Raw genomic sequence first — 15,238 nt, forward strand, 5'->3', positions numbered from 1 at the left:
CGAGTGAACTGGATCACATCTGCGAGGTGCTGGCCGCGGCCTTGCTCGGTGCGGCCCCTCTACCTAAGTGAGGGAGTGAGCGAGCACGGCGAGCGAACGACCGAACCCAGACCCATTCGGGCCGCCCCCATGGCGGCCCCTGTGAGACCTGAAGGCAGCCCTCCAAGTGGCTGCCTCGCAGGAGGAAAGAAACGGACTCTCCCTTTGCGGTCGAGTCCGCAAAGAAAAGGAAGGGGCTTTGAGAGGCCCCTTCCAGGAAACCAAAAAACAAAGAAAGTACCCCTGGGAGGTACCTTGCCCTGGACTCCTCCCACCTCCGGGTGGGACTCCTCCACGGCGTCTGCCTACCGCGGCATCTGGGGCCGCCTCCGGTCGCTCGCCTGGCGGCGGGACTCCGGACTGTGCCAGCACCTCCGCTACGACACCGGCCTCCCGTGCCTCGCGGCCGGCGCGGCAGTCGACCACATCGTCCCGGTTTCTCAGGGCGGTCTCGCCCGGCTCGACAACGCCCAGGTGCTCTGCCACCACCACCACGTTGAGAAGACCGCCCGGGAGGCTGCGGCCGGTCGGCGGCGAGCACGCGCGGCCCGGGACCTGCCGAGCCGCGGCAAGCAGGTACCTGGCGGCCTTGACCAGGCTCCGCGCTAGTCCCGGTACTGCCGGCAGAGCGTCACGTTCTCTCTGGAAACCCACTCCCTGTAGCTGTCCGTTCGGTTGTAGCCGACGACCAGGTCGAGATGCGAAGTGGACAGGCCCCTCCTGGAGAGGGGTGCCGGGCCTGTGACACGTCCCAATACGTACTCATGGTGGACACCGGTGGTGGGCTCGATGTCCGGATCGAGATGGACGCACCCGACCCCGGGGTTACGGGCGTTGCTCGCACGCGAGAGGGCTCCGTCCGTAAAGCCTCCCGCGGCATAGAGAACTCCACGGTCAGAGCCCACATCGAGCATCTTGCCGATGAACTCGTCAACGACCCCGATGCTCACGCGACGACGATGAAGCTTCGCCTCGATCACGATGCTCAGGTGCTGCCCGGCGATGTGCCCCTCCACTACGGCGTCAAGCTGTCGTTGGACTCCACTGACGCGTCCGAGGGCAAATCGGTTGTGCTGCACCGCGGAGCCAGCGTCAAGGCTGCCCACGAGCGCGGCGACTTCCTCCTCGTACTCCTGCCACCTGCGGCGCTCGCCTCGTGGATGCCTACTGCTCTCCGGACTTCCTTCAGTGATCACACGGACATCGTAGGCCCGTGTCACACCTCACATCCCACGCCCGCCTCATCAAGGTCGTTGCGGCCCCTCTTTATAGGTGAGGGAGAAACGTCTCCTTCGCGGGCGAGGTCCGGATTGAGTTCGTCAGACACTCGCTCACCAATGAGCCCGTGAGGGCGATGCCGCGGTTGAGACCCCCAGTTGAGCACCCCGCTCCTGGGGGTCTCCCGCCGACTGACATAAGGACGCACATGGGTAAGACGCGCGCCGCGCTCTCCTTCGATGACCGGGCAGACCGCCTACAGCGGGTCAAGACGCGACAGCGCCGTGAGGCGTTCCAGCTCCGGGACGAACAGCGGACCCACAGGGCTCCGCTCGGCGCAGACGAGTTCTGGGCCACGGCCGGACGCCATGACGAGAACACCTGATGGCCCGCAGCGGGCATAGCGGTCCGGCTCCGAAGAGGCCGGAAGAGCGTCGCCGCCGGAACAAAGACCACGTCGAGGTTCAGGTGGCGCCCCAGCATTACCGGAACATCGCCACTGCCCGCGACGGCCTGGACGCGGCGTGGCATCCGATCGCCCAACGGCTCTGGCTGTCCTTCGGGGACAGTCCACAGGCGTTCTACTTCGAGCCGTCCGACTGGGCACAGCTCAGGTACGTGACCGAGGCCGCGCACGCGTCGCTTGCCCGGTACGAGGACCGCATGAGCGTGGACAGTCTCACCGCGGTCGTTCAGGCCCTGGAGGACTTCCTCACCACGGAGGCGACCCGGCGCCGCGTCCGCGTGGCCGTCGAGCCCGAACCGGTCGAGTGGCCGGCCCCGCTGGACTACTGGTCCGACATCCCGTCGCGCTGGTTCATGAGCCTGCGGAATAGCGGGCAGAGCGCGTTCTACACGCCGACCGATGTGGCCTTCGCGGTGTACGTCGCCGAAGCGATGCATCGGCATCTGGCCGCAGGGGTCCACATGTCCGGACGGATGCTGTCGACCGTGATCAAGGCGTGCTCACTGCTCCTGACCACGGAGGCCACCCGGCGCATCGCCCGGATGGAGCTGACGACGGCGGACTCCCGCGACATCGACGCCGAGGTCACCGCCCTGATGGAGAAGTACGCAAGCGCGATCTAGGAGCAAGGCATGGCGTGGGACGGGACGTTCGACTGGCGACAGGACACCAGCGTCTACACGCGCAGGTGGGAGCTGTTCATCCGGCCGGATCGGGAGATCCGGGTAGCCACCGCGGCCGTACTCGGCCACGGCACGCAGGTCACCTTGCACAACGACGGCTTCGCGCCGCCCTTCGAGGAATCGGTCATCGCCGTCCGCGACCAAGGCGACGCGGAGAAGAACATCGCTGCTGCCAAGCAGCTCGGCGAGCGCCTGGTGAAGGCGCTGTACCAGTAAGGAGGGGCATGGAAGCCGTCCTGACCATCCGGGACGACTACGTGCCCCAGTGCGGTCCCTGCAAGACCTTTCAGATTCGGATGTGCGAGCACCGCACGCTCGGCTGGGGCATTCTGCGCTGGGCCCGCGAGAACTTCCGGGAGGACTGGGAGTACACCGCCAGTCAGGTCCGGACGATCCTGCGCTGGTACGAGGTCGATGAGCACGGCAAGTTCGTCTGGACGACGGGCTGCCTCCAGCTTGCCAAGGGGACCGGCAAGGGACCGTTCTTCGCAACGTTGGCCGCGATCGAGTTCTTGGGCCCGGTGCGCTTCAGCCACTTCGATGAGCAGGGGCGAGCGGTCGGCCGGCACGCCGATGAGCCGTGGGTGCAGCTCTATGCGGTCTCGATCGACCAGGTCAAGAACGTCACCCTCACACTCCACTCGCTGTTCCACTCGGACGCGATCGAGCGGTACAGCATCGACCCGGGCCAGGAGCGTTACCACGCCCGGCACGCGGACGGCACGTTCTGTCTCCTGGAGGCGAAGACCGCCTCCTACCGGTCCGCGGAAGGCGGCCGGCCATCGGCTCTTTTCATGGACGAGACGTGGCACTGGAACGAGAGCACGGGCGGCCACCACGTCTACAACACCGCCTCCGCCAACGCCGCGAAAGTCGGCGGCCGGATCCTGATGGCGACCAACGCGTACGTAGTGGGCGAGGACTCGGTGGCGGAGCGCGTGCACACCGCGTGGCAGCGGCAGCAGGACGGGAAGCAGCGCCGTACCGGTCTCTACTACGAGGCCAGGAGCGCTGACCCGGACTTCGACATCGAGGACGAGGCGTCCCTCCGCGCCGCTCTCAAGGCCGCTTATGGAGATGCCCACTGGGTCGACTTCGATGCGATCGTGGATCAGTGCTACTCAGGCGTCATCACCACCGATGAGATCCTGCGTAAATACTGCAATCTGGTCACAGCGTCCGAGGATGCCCTGATCGATCCGGTGGCCTGGGGTAGGTGTCGGGTCGACTCCGAGCTGCGTCCGGGCGACATGATCACTTTGGGTCTGGACGGTGGTGAAGCCGACGACGCGACAGCTTTGGTAGCGACCCGTGTCAGGGACTCCTTTATCCAGCCCATCGGCATCTGGGAGAAGCCGGACGGCCCCGAGGGTAAGTCCTGGCGGGTGGACAAGGATCAGGTCGCCGAAATGGTGGACTGGGTGTTCCGTACCTACCGTGTTCAAGCGTTCTTCAGCGATGTCGCGTTCTGGGAGACGTACGTTGCCGAGTGGTCGGAGAAGTACGGTCCGCGGTTGCTGGTGAAGCCTTCCGGGCGGTCGCACGTCGCCTACGACATGCGAGGAAACCAGCGTGAGATCACCGTGGCGAACATGTCTCTCGTGGGCGCCATCGAACAGCAGAAGGTCCACCACAGTGGGCACTTCGGCCTGAAGCGGCACGTGGAGAACGCCAAGAAGCGGCACAACCAGTACGGGATCAGCTTCGGTAAAGCTTCCCGGGATTCGAAATACAAAGTGGACGGCTACGCCGCCGCGCTCCTCTCGATCATCGCCCGGACGCGGCTGATGGAGTCCGGAAAGTACAAGGTGCCCAGCCCTGTAGCAACTCTCCGCACTGTGGGGGGTTTTTAAAGGAAGGGCACGGAATACTTGGCGAAGACGAACGAAGCGCTCTTTCCCAGTCAGATCACTGACTTCAACGAGCGCATCACCTATGCGCTGAAGCAGATCGAGAAGGACCACAAACCGCTCTCGCTCATCGACCGGTACACCCGCGGACTGCACACCGCGCCATACGTTCCGAGGAAGGCGAACCCGGAGTTCAAGGAACTCGTGAAGCGGTCCATCCACAATCTCATCCCCTTGCTGGTCGACGCCCCGACGAACGCGCTGAGCGTGGAGGGGTACCGCCGGCCGGATGTGACGGGCAACCCGGCCGAGTGGCGGCACTGGCAGCGCAACAGGATGGACCAGAGGCAGGCCCTCGTGCACCGTGCGGCGATCGAGACGGGCCAGTCGTACGCCTCGGTGACGCCGAGCCTGCTCGACCCGAAGGTCCCGGAGATCCGGGCCTACCACCCCATGCGTCTTTTCGCTGGATACGACGATCCGGTCTTCGACGCCTTCCCGATGTACGCGCTCTACATCGAGAACAACACGTATTCGGAGAAGGAGCCGACCAGGGCCCGCTTCTGGGACGACCAGATGGTCTACGACCTGGTCCTCGGCGGCAAGGAACCGGAGATCGTGACCAAGCGGGCCCACGGCCTCGGTGTCTGCCCGGTCATCCGCTTCACACCGAAGATGGACCTCACCGGCAGGGTCAGCGGCATGGTCGAGGGCATCATCCGCTATCAGGACAAGCTCAACCAGATGTATCTGAGCTTGCTGATCGCCCAGCACTACACGGGCTTTGCAATCCGTACGGCGACCGGTCTCAGCCCGGTCGAGCGGGTGGACGAGCACGGGATGCCGATCCTGGACGAGGACGGGCAGCCGACCTACGTCCCGCCGGTTCTCGACCCGTCCACGATGCTGGTATCTCCCAGCCCGGAGACCCAGTTCGGCCAGCTACCAGCCGCGCCGACCAAGGACTTCCTGGACGCTATCGAGCTGACCGTGAGGCACATGTGCGCGGTCACGGAGACCCCACCGCACTACCTCCTGTCGGGCAAGCTGGCGAACCTCTCCGCGGACGCCCTCGCGGCAGCCGAGTCGGCTTTCCAGCGCAAGATCGATGAGATCCGCAACAGCTTCGGCGAGAGCTGGGAACTGGTGCTCCGACTGTGCGCGCTGGTCTCCGGTGACCAGACCGGCTACGAGGTCGAGGACGCCCAGGTCCAGTGGGCCGACAAGGGCAACCGGTCCCTGGCACAGGCCGTTGACGCGGGTCTCAAGCTGACGCAAATGGCGGTCCCGGTCGACATTGTCCTCACCAAGATCCCCGGATTCTCACAGCAGGACGTCGACCTCGTGCGTGAGCGCCTGGGCGAAGACCTCCTGACACCCCAGGGGCAGGCAGCCTTGGCGAAGCAGGACTTGAGCAGCGCTGAACAAGAACAGCCGGACCAGGCCAAGTCCGCGGCGCCGATCACTCCCGGCGCGAAGCCGAAGGGATCCCCGCGGCCCAAGGCTGCGTCCGGCCCCGGACGAGGGGCCGCGCGGCCCAAGGGGCGGGTGAGAGCCGATGAGCCGGCAGCTTGAGACGGAGAAGGCACTCGACCTCTACCGGCAGGGCCAGGAACGGCTTGGACTGCACGCCAAGACCGCGGCTTACATGGCAGTGATGAGCACCAGGCCGAGTGAGATCATGCGCGACCCGGAGCTGTTCACGCGGGAGCTGCACGCGCAGCTCTCCGACCTGCGGGGCCGGTCCCGGAGTCTGGCCGTCGCCCTGTACCAGCTCCTCCGGCTGATCTGGACCGGCAGGATCCTGGACGACGGATACGGAACCCGCTGGTCCCGTGGAGATCTCTGGGACCAGCTCCATGAAGCCGCGGGTCTGGAGAGGCCGCGTCGCGGCGGCGTGCCGGCCGAGGTCGACAGCGACCCAGCCCCGTGGACGCAGAGCGCCCCGTTCGACCGGGACGGCACCCGATCCCAGGTGACCGAGGCCGCGATCGAGAAGGTCAAGAAGGCCCAGCGGCGCCCGCAGCGAAAATCCGCGGACGTGGATGTCCTGACGCTGGAGGCCCTGGACGAGCTGGACGGACTTCTCGAAGAGATCGCCAACAGCGTCCGGGGCCCTGCGCAGAAGCTCGTCGCGGACGGCGGGCGGGAGACCATCGTGGCCACAGCCCAGCAAGATCGCCGTGCCCTGCGCTGGATGCGCGTGCCGGAGGCCGACGCGTGCGGGTTCTGCCTCATGGTCGCCTCCCGTGGCGCTGTGTATGCCTCCGAAAGGTCGGGGGGCGGCATCAAGGGCGGCGAGTTCCATCCCAACTGTCAGTGCGACACGGCTCCGATCTTCTCGAATCGGTACGAGTACCCCGACGCGGTGAAGCGGGCCCAGAAGCTTTGGAAGGACTCCAAGGCCACCAGCGCGGCGGACTTCAGTACGTACATCGACAAGATCCGAAAGGGAGAAGAATCGTGAGCGAGGAAAACACCACAGTTGCCACGGACGACGTGGAAACCGGAACCGAGGAAGTGACTCCCGCCGAGGAGTCGCGGAGCGGGACCGAGGCCCCGCCTGAGTCCGTCGAGGAGGCCGGGGAGTCGGACGACAGTGCGGCGCCGGACTTCCAGGAACGGTACGAGGCGCTGGCGGCACAGCTCGATGCCCTCACCGCGAAGCTCTCGGACACGCCTGCCGAGTCCGGAGCGGACGAGGTCCGCGACGAACTGGTGGCGGCGACCGCACGCGTTGCCGATGTCGAGCGCCAGCTCCTCCGCCAGACCGTCGCTCACCAGTTCTCACTCCCGGCCGAACTGGTGGACCGCCTTCAGGGGAACGATCAAGAGTCGATCACAGCAGACGCCAAGGCGCTGGCCGCAGTGCTTCACACTCCCCGAGGACTAGGCAAGGGCGGCCTGAATCCGTCCGAGGCCGCCTTCGACGCCAAGGGACTGGTGCAGGCGTACCGCCGGGGTGTCAACGGCGGGCTCTGAAAGCAGCCCCCTGACTTGACATACATAAACCAGAGCTTGACAGCCGCACTGCCCCCTCTCGGCTGGGAGGGGGCTTTCTTTATGCCCTAGGAGCCCCACCCTGACTATCACGTCCCCCGCAGATCGCCAGTTCATCAACGCCGACAAGCTTGTCGCTGCATCTCTCGCCAATCTGGAGGCGGCCACTGTTCTGGCCGCCACTGTCCAGAAGCAGGCGGCCGAGCAGTTTGACGGCACGGTCGGTCAGGCCGTTTCCATCCGCCGGCCCTTCATGCTCGACGGCCACCAGGAGGGGCTTCTTCCCGGTGCCGGTGAGCGACCTGACGGCAAGATCGCCGTCGAGTCGAAGAAGGAGTCCGTCCTCAACATCACGCTCGACCAGCACGTCTACAGCGCGGTGCAGCTCACCGACGCGGAACTCAGTCTGGAGATCGCGGACTTCGCGGGCCAGGTCGCCCTTCCGCAGACCGACGCCGTGGTCAACCGCCTGGAGCGGATCGTGGCCGGCGCACTGGAACAGTTCTCCCCGGCTGAGAAGACGACCGCGGGCAAGCTGGTTGTAGAGCACGTACCCGGCGACTACATCGATATCGCTCAGAAGATCCGCTTCCAGATCAGCTTCATGGCCTCGGAGCTGACGGCAAACAACATCCCCGGGTCGGGCCGGTTCCTTGTCCTCGGTGCCAACGTGGCGGGCCTGCTCATGAACGACCCGCACCTCACGAAGATGAACGAGGCCGGCACCGACACCGCGCTTCGTGAGGCGGTGATCGGCAAGCTCTACGGCTTCACCCTGGTCCAGTCGAACCACATCGACCCGGACGCGCTCTACGCGTACCACCCGAGCGCCGTGCAGCTCGTCACCCGGGCCCCGATCGTTCCGCCCAGCGTGACCTTCGGTGCCTCGCAGTCCCAGGCCGGGTACGCGCTCCGCTGGATCCGCGACTACATGTCCGAGACCGCCTCGGAGCGTTCGTTCTTCTCCGCCTACTGCGGCATCGCGGTCGTGGACGACATCTACCGCGACAAGAAGACCGGCAAGGTCCAGCCCGCCAAGAAGGTGATCCGCGGCATCAAGGCCAAGGTCGAGCTGAAGCCCGTCGCTCCCGCCGCCAAGTAAAGCCCGACGAGGGGGCCCCCGCGCTGGGGTCCCCTCGCCCTTGCCCCCGAGGAGGAGCCATTGTGTGAGCCCCTGGGCACACTCGCGGACCTTGAAGCCCGCATGGGCCAGCCCCTCGCGGTCCTCGCCGAACAGGCGCAGGCGCGGGCAGCTATCGCCGACGCTTCGGACATCGTGCGTGCATACGGAAGTCCGCACTGGGGTTGTACGGCCGGAGGCCGAACGGTCCCCGTGCCGCCCGCCGTGCGGGCCGTCACCCTCGCCATGGCCGAACGCCGGATGAGGAACCCCGAAAACTTCGTCTCCGAGGGCGCGGGTGAGTACCAGTATCGGTACGCCGAGCAGGGCAGCAATGGTTTCGCCCCGTCCAAGGCCGAGATCATGCTCATCGAGAAGCTGGCCAACCGGTACGGCGTGAGAACGCTCGACGTGATCCGCGCCGTCCGGATCAACAACCGGAACTCGTATCCCTACGAGGACAACGCCGGATCCGTCATCAGCACCGAGTAGCAGGAGGTTCATGGGCATCATCGACCGGCCTCCCGTCGAGGTGGTGGTGTACGAGTACGCGGAAGAGGACGACGGCTACGGCGGAACCGTCCCGGGCCGCGGACGGCCCCACCGGATCAAGGTGTTCGCCCAGCCAATCGACGCCGACGACAACAGCTCTCAGGGCTGGTCGGAACCGGCACGCTACAAACTGATCGCCCGGAACCTCCCTGCCTTCCGCTGGTCATCCGTCGACTTCGAGGGCCGCACCTGGAGCGTCAGCGAGTACCCGCGACTCCACCGAGGTTCGTCACGGACCCGGTTCGCCTCCGTCGTGATCGAGAGGAGAGGCGGCCATGGGCTACGTCGACAAGGACACCAATGAAATCGTGGCCGGTCTCCCCGGTGTGACCGCGGCCCTCAAGGAGGCCGCCGAGCGGCAGAAGGCCAAGATCATGCTGAAGGCCGCCGGGCACGTCGAGACGGGATGGTTGATCAGCCACATCGACATCCGCCGCCACAACAAGGGCTACGCGATCGTCTTCACGGACCCCAACATCATCTCCATCAACTACGGCCACTGGCTCCGGGAGACCAAGCGCGGGCCGAAGATTCGTTGGGTCGAAGGCATCCACATCATCGAGGAGGGCCTGAGCTGACCTCCTATCTCCTCCCCGACTCGGAAGCCATCGTCACCGAGGCCGTACAGCACTACATGGAGCGCGACTTCGGCGTCCGGCCCACGATCCGTGTGATCATGCCGAACGACTGGTACGACCGGTTCCCCCTCGTCGTCATCCGGCGAAGCTCCGGAACAGCCCGCGTTCCCGCCCACCTGGACGCCGGCGTATTCACCGTCCACGCATTCCACTCCACCCGGCGGGACGCCTCTCTCCTCGCCCGCCAGGTCCGAGCCGCCCTGCTGGCCGCCTGCGCGGAGCGCTTCCGCTCTCCCACCGAGCCGGGGAACCCGGGACTGTCCCACGCCCAGGAGGTCACCGGGCCTCTGTACTCACCCGGCGATTCCCAGATCGCCCACCCGGACGTGCACCGGTTCGTGGCCTCGTACATGGTCTACACCCACCGGTGAGGAGCCCGTCCAAAGAATCCAAAAAACAAAGTAAGGGGCTCCCTGGGAAGGGTGGCCCCTTCTTCCGTTGGCCCGAGTCGGGCTGGAAGGAGGCTCTTTGCCTACCACCGAGGAACTGAAGCCCCTGCACTATGCGCTCGCACCGAAGACGGGCTTCGTCTACGTCGCTCCGGTGAACACCCCTCCGCCGCCCAAGTTTCCCTTCGAACCGGACGGCCGTGACATCGCCTTCACCTACAAGGAAGGTCTCACCGAGTTCGCCGCGACGTGGGTATCCATCGGCAACACGTCGCTGGAGAACGGCATCGAGATGTCGGTGGAAGGCGATGACCCGGAGACGCTGGGCACGTGGCAGGTGCCGGCGCTTGAGGTCACCTCCCCACCGAAGTCCTACTCGATGACGATCGCCCTGGCGGACATCTCCCTGGAGACCCTGAAGCTCTACTACGGAGCGGGAGACTCCTCGGTGGTCGGCGGTGAGTTCGTCATCCCGAACACTGCCACCCCCGCGGACCGGGCCATCTACATCATCGGCACGGACGGCAGGAACGTCGCGGCCTGGTACTACCCGTCCACCCGCATCATCGGCTCGGACTCCATCACGCTCGACCCCGCCGCGCTGACCGAAATCCCGGTACGGGCTTCCATCGTTGCAGGCCGCGCCTACGCCGACCTGGACGCGGACAACAAGATCGTCCCGGGCTCAGAGAAGAACGGCCTCGGCCGGGTCTACCCGAAGGTCCGCCTCCCCGAGGTCATCTGACCTCAACAGCCCCGCAGGGCAACCCAGCCACCCCCAGGAGCGTTCCTCCCTTTCCGCTCCTGGGGGTCCACCACTTGACATACATAAAAGGGAGGCAGTCATCATCGAAAGGGAGAAACGTTGGCGATTCTGGACTTCAAGACCCTGCTGGACGATGCCGCGAATGCGCCGGCCGTCGAGCTGAAGGACCTCAAGGGCGGGGCGATCAAGCTGCGCAAGTTCGAGAACCTTCCCGGCTCCGACTTCAAGAACGTCCTCAAGTACATCGACATCATCCAGGACGAGAAGGTTTCCGAGGCCGGAAAGATCGACGCCATGGACCGGTGTCTCATCGCCGCGGCCGACCGTAAGGACGCCTTCAAGGAAGCTCTGGAGCTGCTGCCGATGTCGGCCCGCAACACCGTCTTCACCGCCTGGATGGAGGACGGGGACGCGGGAAACTCCTGAGTCTCCGGGCCGCTGTCGATGAGTACGGTGGCGAGATCGCCGCGGATCTGCTGCGGTTCTACGGCACTGACATCCGGGGACTGTTCACCGGCAGTCTTTCGCCGGGCTTCTGCCTCGCACTCATCGAACACCTCCCCCCGGAGTCCGCTTTCAAAAGCCGACTCCTCTCCGAAGGAGGCGTCCACGACCCGGGATGGGACCGCAACTCGTTCCTCCTCGCAGACCTCCTGGACGCCATTCAACTGCTGCACACATCCTTCGTCCGCTCGAAGGTGAAGAACCCGCGCAGCATCCGGCAACCCGACCCCTACCGACGCCCCGGGGCTCCTGCACATGAGCGGGAGAAGACCTACAACCCGTTCGCCAACGCTCTCGATGACGACCTGCCGGAAGTCTCGGACGAGGACCGGGAGCTGTACGGCTCATCCGCCCGAAAGGCGTTCGCCATCCCCTCCGAGATCTTGAATCGATCCCCACAGGAAGGCCGCGGGGCTCCGTTCAAGATCAGCTAGGAGGCTCCATGGCCGACAGTCCCGGAGGCAAAACGGTCGGAGCGGTGAACATCCGCATCGTCCCCGACACTTCAACCTTCAAGCGCACCCTAGCCCGGCTGATCGCCTGGTTCAACGGCCGTCAGGTGAAGCTCGAAGTCGTCGCGGACACGGCAAAGCTCGAAGCCGAACTCGACGCCCTGTCACGCAACCGCAGTATCAACGTCCGGGTCAACGCGGACACCACCGCCGCACGAGCCAAGGTCGCTGCCGCGTCACGCGACCGCACGATGACCATTGAGGCGGTCATCGAGGAGAACAAGCTCCACGTCGGCATCGATGATTCCGCCCTCAAGCGGCAGATCCGCCGGGCGCTCCAGAACGAAGAGATCACCCTGCGGACCGAGGTGGAGTCGGTCAAGGCGGAGCTGGACCTCGAACGCCTGGTGCGCGAAAGGCGGGTGAAGCTCCAAGCAGAGCTGGACGACGCACAGGCCCGGATCCGCCTGGCGGCCCTGAGCGGCGAGAACCGGCACCGCCGCATCTTCATCGAGGCCAACCTTGACGCGGCCCGCGCCCGGTCGGAGCTGCGGGCGCTGGAACAAGGCCGTCAGATCGACATCGAACCTGCCCTCTCCGACTCGCGGGTGGCCGCGGTCGCGGCACGCCTGGCATGGCTGACGCACCGCCGCGAGGTGGTCATCACCACCAACATCCGCAACAACGGGATCTACGTTGCGGCCCGCGCGTTCAACGCCCTGTGGCGAGTCGGCGGCGCCGCGCTCAATGTTTTCGCGGGCGCCTTGCAGGGTGTTATCGGTGTCGCGGCCGTCCTCGCGGCCGGCGTCCTCAAGGTAGGCGCCTCCGCGACGGCCGCCGCCGCAGAGGGGACCGGGGCCTTCGCCGCGATGGCGGCCCGGGTCACCGGATCCCTGTCCGGGATGGCCGACTCGGCGAGTGCCTTCGCCAGCACGATGGGGCAGGCGTTCATCTCCGCCGTCTCGTCCCTGCCACAGCTCCTGATCACCCTCGCCCTGGTCACCGTTTCCCTCGGTGCGGTCACCTTCGCCGCCGGGGCCCTGATCGGCGTCGTCTCGGCCCTGGCCGCAGCACTGATGTCACTCGTCGGCGCCGCGGTCGGTGTGATCGGTCTCCTCGGCGCCGTGGCCACCGCGATGGCTGCGGCCGGCGTCGCGGCCCTGGCCCTCGCTGCGGTTCCGCTGCTGCCGATGGTCGGCGCGCTCGGCGTCATGCTCCTGGAGACCGACAAGGTCAAGAGGAAGTTCTCCGAACTCAAGTCGGTCCTCAAGGCCGAAGTCCTGCCCGCCGCGGACGGCATGTTCGACGCCTTCAGCAAGGCGTTCGACGGGATCGTCAAGTGGCTGGCCAAGCTCGGCCCCCAGCTCAAGAAATTCTTCGACGCTGGCGCTACGTTCGTTCAGCCGCTGGTCGACAGCCTGACCGGCTTCGTGGACGCGGTCCTCCCGCGCGTCACGGCTGCCCTCCGCGAGTCCGGGATGGTCGAGTTCGCCGACGCGCTCAAGGACACGTTCATTGGGCTCGGACGCACCTTCGGTGACGCCGTCCTACTGCTGGCCTCCCATGGCGAGCAGTTCGGTACCGTGATCCGTGAGATGGGCCGCGGGATCGATGTCGTGGTCATGGCAGTCGCCCGGTTCATGGTCTCCGTGACCAGCGGGGCGTCCTCGCTCGGCAAGCTCGCGGACGGCATAGCCGGGTTCTTCGATGAACTCGGCAGCCGGATGGGCGAAGCCCTCAGCACGACCGAGTTCGACACTTTCATGACGCACGTCCAGAACGGGATCCGCGTCCTCGGTGAAGGGGTCGGCCGTTGGGTGCAGGAGGCGACCCGGCACGGCGAAGCCTTCGGAGTCGCCTTTGAAGCCATCGCTCAAGCCTTCTCGGATTCGGCCGAGCCGATGGCCCGCTTCATGGCTGCCGGGGCCAGTGTGCTGCCGACCGTTCTCGACGGCATCAGCACCGCGATGGCCACAGTCATGCCCGCGCTCCAGCAGTTCATGACCGTCTGGGCCAACGCGAGCCCGGCGATCATGCAAGCCATCGCCGACGTGGTCGCCCAGGTGCTGACGAACCTGTCCGACGCTTCGGTCGTCGCGGGGATTCAGCGGATGGTCGAGGTCTTCGGACAGCTCGCCATCGAGCTGACGAAGCCGGAGATGATCGATGCCCTGGTCAGCCTCGGCGTCAACTTCGCTAACCTCGCGGCGGCCGTGGGACCCGCGCTGATCGACGGGCTTGCCCGCTTCGTAGATCTGCTCACCCCACTGGCAGCCGGCATGTCCGCCGCCAGTCAGTTCATGACTGGCGACATGCCTGGTGCGATGGATTCCCTCGGAACCGCATGGGACTGGCTGAAGGGCAAGTTCGCCTCCGACAACGAGTCGACCGCGCAGAACACGAAGACGATGTTCGACAGTGTGCAGGAGAGCACGAACGCGACACTGCTGGCGATCCGACAGCAGGCCCTCACCGCAACACAGCAGGTGGCGCAGGCACACGGCCAGATGCAGGCCGGCATCCTCACCCACTGGTCGAGCATCGGTGAGTACACGAGCCTGATCAACAACGGTATCGGCACCGCCTCAGAGAACGCGAAGATCCGCGTGAGCGCGGCGGCGGCTCAGGCGGAAGTGTCGTGGCAGACGCACATGAACACCATGGGCAGTAGTACGGCCACGATGTTCGACACCATGTCGACTGGATCTGCGGCCACCGCGGACGCCGTCGCCCTCCAAGCCGAACGCATGGCCCAAGAGGCGACGCAGAGCGCCCAGAAGGGCAAGGACGGGATCAAGACCAACATGGACAGCGCGAAGGACGCGTCCAAGTCGGCGTACGACGGAATGTCGGCCTCCTCACGTGAGACCTGGGACAAGCTGGTGAACGACGCCAAGACCGGTACGTCGAACATGAACGTCACCAGTACACAGGCGTGGAACGACTTGGCGAAGAAGATCGAGTCCACGCTCACGACCGCCAAGACCCGAATCGACTCGCACAGCAAGGAGGCGACGAAGGCTCTCGGCGCAGTCCCGAAGGACGCGGCCGACAAGTGGCCGGCCTACGGGACGAAGGTGCAGACCGAGGCAACGAGGGCGGCGAACGCCGTGCGTACGGCGGCCAACACCATGAAGTCCGCACTGACCTCGGTCACCTCGCAGACGTACACGATCAACGTCAAGGTCAACACGACGAAGACGGTCACCGAGATCAAGCAGGCCGCGACGCAGGCCAAGGCAGCCGCCACCGCCCGCAGCGCCCCCGCGCCCATGATGGCGTTCTCCGCGATGGCACCCCGCACGGCGGTGGCCTTCGACGCGGAACACTTCCGGGACGCCCTCCCGGAGGAGGCGACCTACGCCTCGTACAGGTCCGGGGAGTCCCTGTCAGCGGCTCTCGATCGGATGCCGGACCGCCGTACCCCGGCCGCGGAGAACCGGTTGGCCGGCCCCCAGGTGACGGTGAACGCCAACACCAACGCCGACCCCGTCGCCATTTCACGCGAGGTGGCGTGGCAGCTGAAGCGGATCACCCGTTGAGGCTCTGATCAGCGCCGCT

Annotated in this window: 17 protein-coding genes; 16 read left to right on the plus strand and 1 reads right to left on the minus strand. The window is 66.0% G+C overall.

The features are described 5' to 3' along the window. Positions 1-294 precede the first annotated feature (294 nt). Entirely contained in the window at positions 295-648 is a 354-nt protein-coding gene (locus ABZ714_RS13155; protein ID WP_358825280.1) for an HNH endonuclease signature motif containing protein, read from the plus strand. Here the strand turns inward: ABZ714_RS13155 and ABZ714_RS13160 are convergent. Then, positions 645-1,235 (minus strand): restriction endonuclease, encoded by a 591-nt coding sequence (locus ABZ714_RS13160; protein WP_358825281.1) that lies wholly within the window; start codon positions 1,233-1,235, stop codon positions 645-647. The genes ABZ714_RS13155 and ABZ714_RS13160 overlap by 4 nt on opposite strands. 230 nt (positions 1,236-1,465) lie before the next feature. On the opposite strand from ABZ714_RS13160, the gene ABZ714_RS13165 reads away from it, so the two are divergent. From ABZ714_RS13165 to ABZ714_RS13235, 15 genes are all read left to right on the plus strand, one after another. Beyond that, positions 1,466-1,642, plus strand: a complete 177-nt coding sequence (locus ABZ714_RS13165; protein WP_358825282.1) for a hypothetical protein — start codon at positions 1,466-1,468, stop codon at positions 1,640-1,642. An 83-nt stretch (positions 1,643-1,725) separates the two neighbouring features. Next, positions 1,726-2,346: a hypothetical protein gene (locus ABZ714_RS13170; RefSeq protein ID WP_358825283.1), complete on the plus strand. Its 621-nt coding sequence runs from the start codon at positions 1,726-1,728 to the stop codon at positions 2,344-2,346. Between the two features lie 9 nt (positions 2,347-2,355). Then, positions 2,356-2,622, plus strand: a complete 267-nt coding sequence (locus ABZ714_RS13175) for a hypothetical protein (RefSeq protein WP_358825284.1) — start codon at positions 2,356-2,358, stop codon at positions 2,620-2,622. An 8-nt stretch (positions 2,623-2,630) separates the two neighbouring features. Further along, positions 2,631-4,259, plus strand: coding sequence for a terminase (locus ABZ714_RS13180; protein WP_358825285.1), 1,629 nt, complete (start codon positions 2,631-2,633; stop codon positions 4,257-4,259). A gap of 18 nt (positions 4,260-4,277) precedes the next feature. Then, positions 4,278-5,831, plus strand: a complete 1,554-nt coding sequence (locus tag ABZ714_RS13185; protein WP_358825286.1) for a phage portal protein — start codon at positions 4,278-4,280, stop codon at positions 5,829-5,831. Further along, positions 5,815-6,723 (plus strand): hypothetical protein, encoded by a 909-nt coding sequence (locus ABZ714_RS13190; RefSeq protein WP_358825287.1) that lies wholly within the window; start codon positions 5,815-5,817, stop codon positions 6,721-6,723. Before ABZ714_RS13185 ends, ABZ714_RS13190 begins: the two co-directional genes overlap by 17 nt. Next, positions 6,720-7,238, plus strand: a complete 519-nt coding sequence (locus ABZ714_RS13195) for a hypothetical protein (protein WP_358825288.1) — start codon at positions 6,720-6,722, stop codon at positions 7,236-7,238. The genes ABZ714_RS13190 and ABZ714_RS13195 overlap by 4 nt, the downstream gene beginning before the upstream one ends. A gap of 172 nt (positions 7,239-7,410) precedes the next feature. Continuing rightward, positions 7,411-8,358, plus strand: coding sequence for a P22 phage major capsid protein family protein (locus ABZ714_RS13200; protein WP_358825334.1), 948 nt, complete (start codon positions 7,411-7,413; stop codon positions 8,356-8,358). Between the two features lie 102 nt (positions 8,359-8,460). Beyond that, on the plus strand, positions 8,461-8,868 hold the full coding sequence (locus ABZ714_RS13205) for a hypothetical protein (protein WP_358825289.1): 408 nt from the start codon (positions 8,461-8,463) through the stop codon (positions 8,866-8,868). Positions 8,869-8,878: 10 nt separating this feature from the next. Beyond that, the gene (locus ABZ714_RS13210; RefSeq protein WP_358825290.1) at positions 8,879-9,232 is read left to right on the plus strand and encodes a hypothetical protein; all 354 of its coding nucleotides are present in this window, start codon (positions 8,879-8,881) and stop codon (positions 9,230-9,232) included. Then, positions 9,204-9,506 carry a DUF5403 family protein gene (locus ABZ714_RS13215; protein ID WP_358825291.1) on the plus strand — a complete coding sequence of 101 codons (303 nt, stop codon included), beginning with the start codon at positions 9,204-9,206 and terminating at the stop codon, positions 9,504-9,506. The genes ABZ714_RS13210 and ABZ714_RS13215 overlap by 29 nt, the downstream gene beginning before the upstream one ends. Positions 9,507-9,604: 98 nt before the next feature. After that, on the plus strand, positions 9,605-9,937 hold the full coding sequence (locus ABZ714_RS13220; protein WP_358825292.1) for a hypothetical protein: 333 nt from the start codon (positions 9,605-9,607) through the stop codon (positions 9,935-9,937). A gap of 97 nt (positions 9,938-10,034) precedes the next feature. Next, a complete protein-coding gene (locus tag ABZ714_RS13225; RefSeq protein ID WP_358825293.1) occupies positions 10,035-10,700 on the plus strand; it encodes a hypothetical protein in 666 nt (221 codons plus the stop codon). Between the two features lie 120 nt (positions 10,701-10,820). Beyond that, positions 10,821-11,147 (plus strand): hypothetical protein, encoded by a 327-nt coding sequence (locus ABZ714_RS13230; RefSeq protein WP_358825294.1) that lies wholly within the window; start codon positions 10,821-10,823, stop codon positions 11,145-11,147. Between the two features lie 520 nt (positions 11,148-11,667). Continuing rightward, entirely contained in the window at positions 11,668-15,219 is a 3,552-nt protein-coding gene (locus ABZ714_RS13235; RefSeq protein WP_358825295.1) for a hypothetical protein, read from the plus strand. The last annotated feature ends 19 nt before the right edge of the window (positions 15,220-15,238 follow it).

This window comes from Streptomyces sp. NPDC006798, from assembly GCF_040635975.1.
GTDB lineage: Bacteria > Actinomycetota > Actinomycetes > Streptomycetales > Streptomycetaceae > Streptomyces.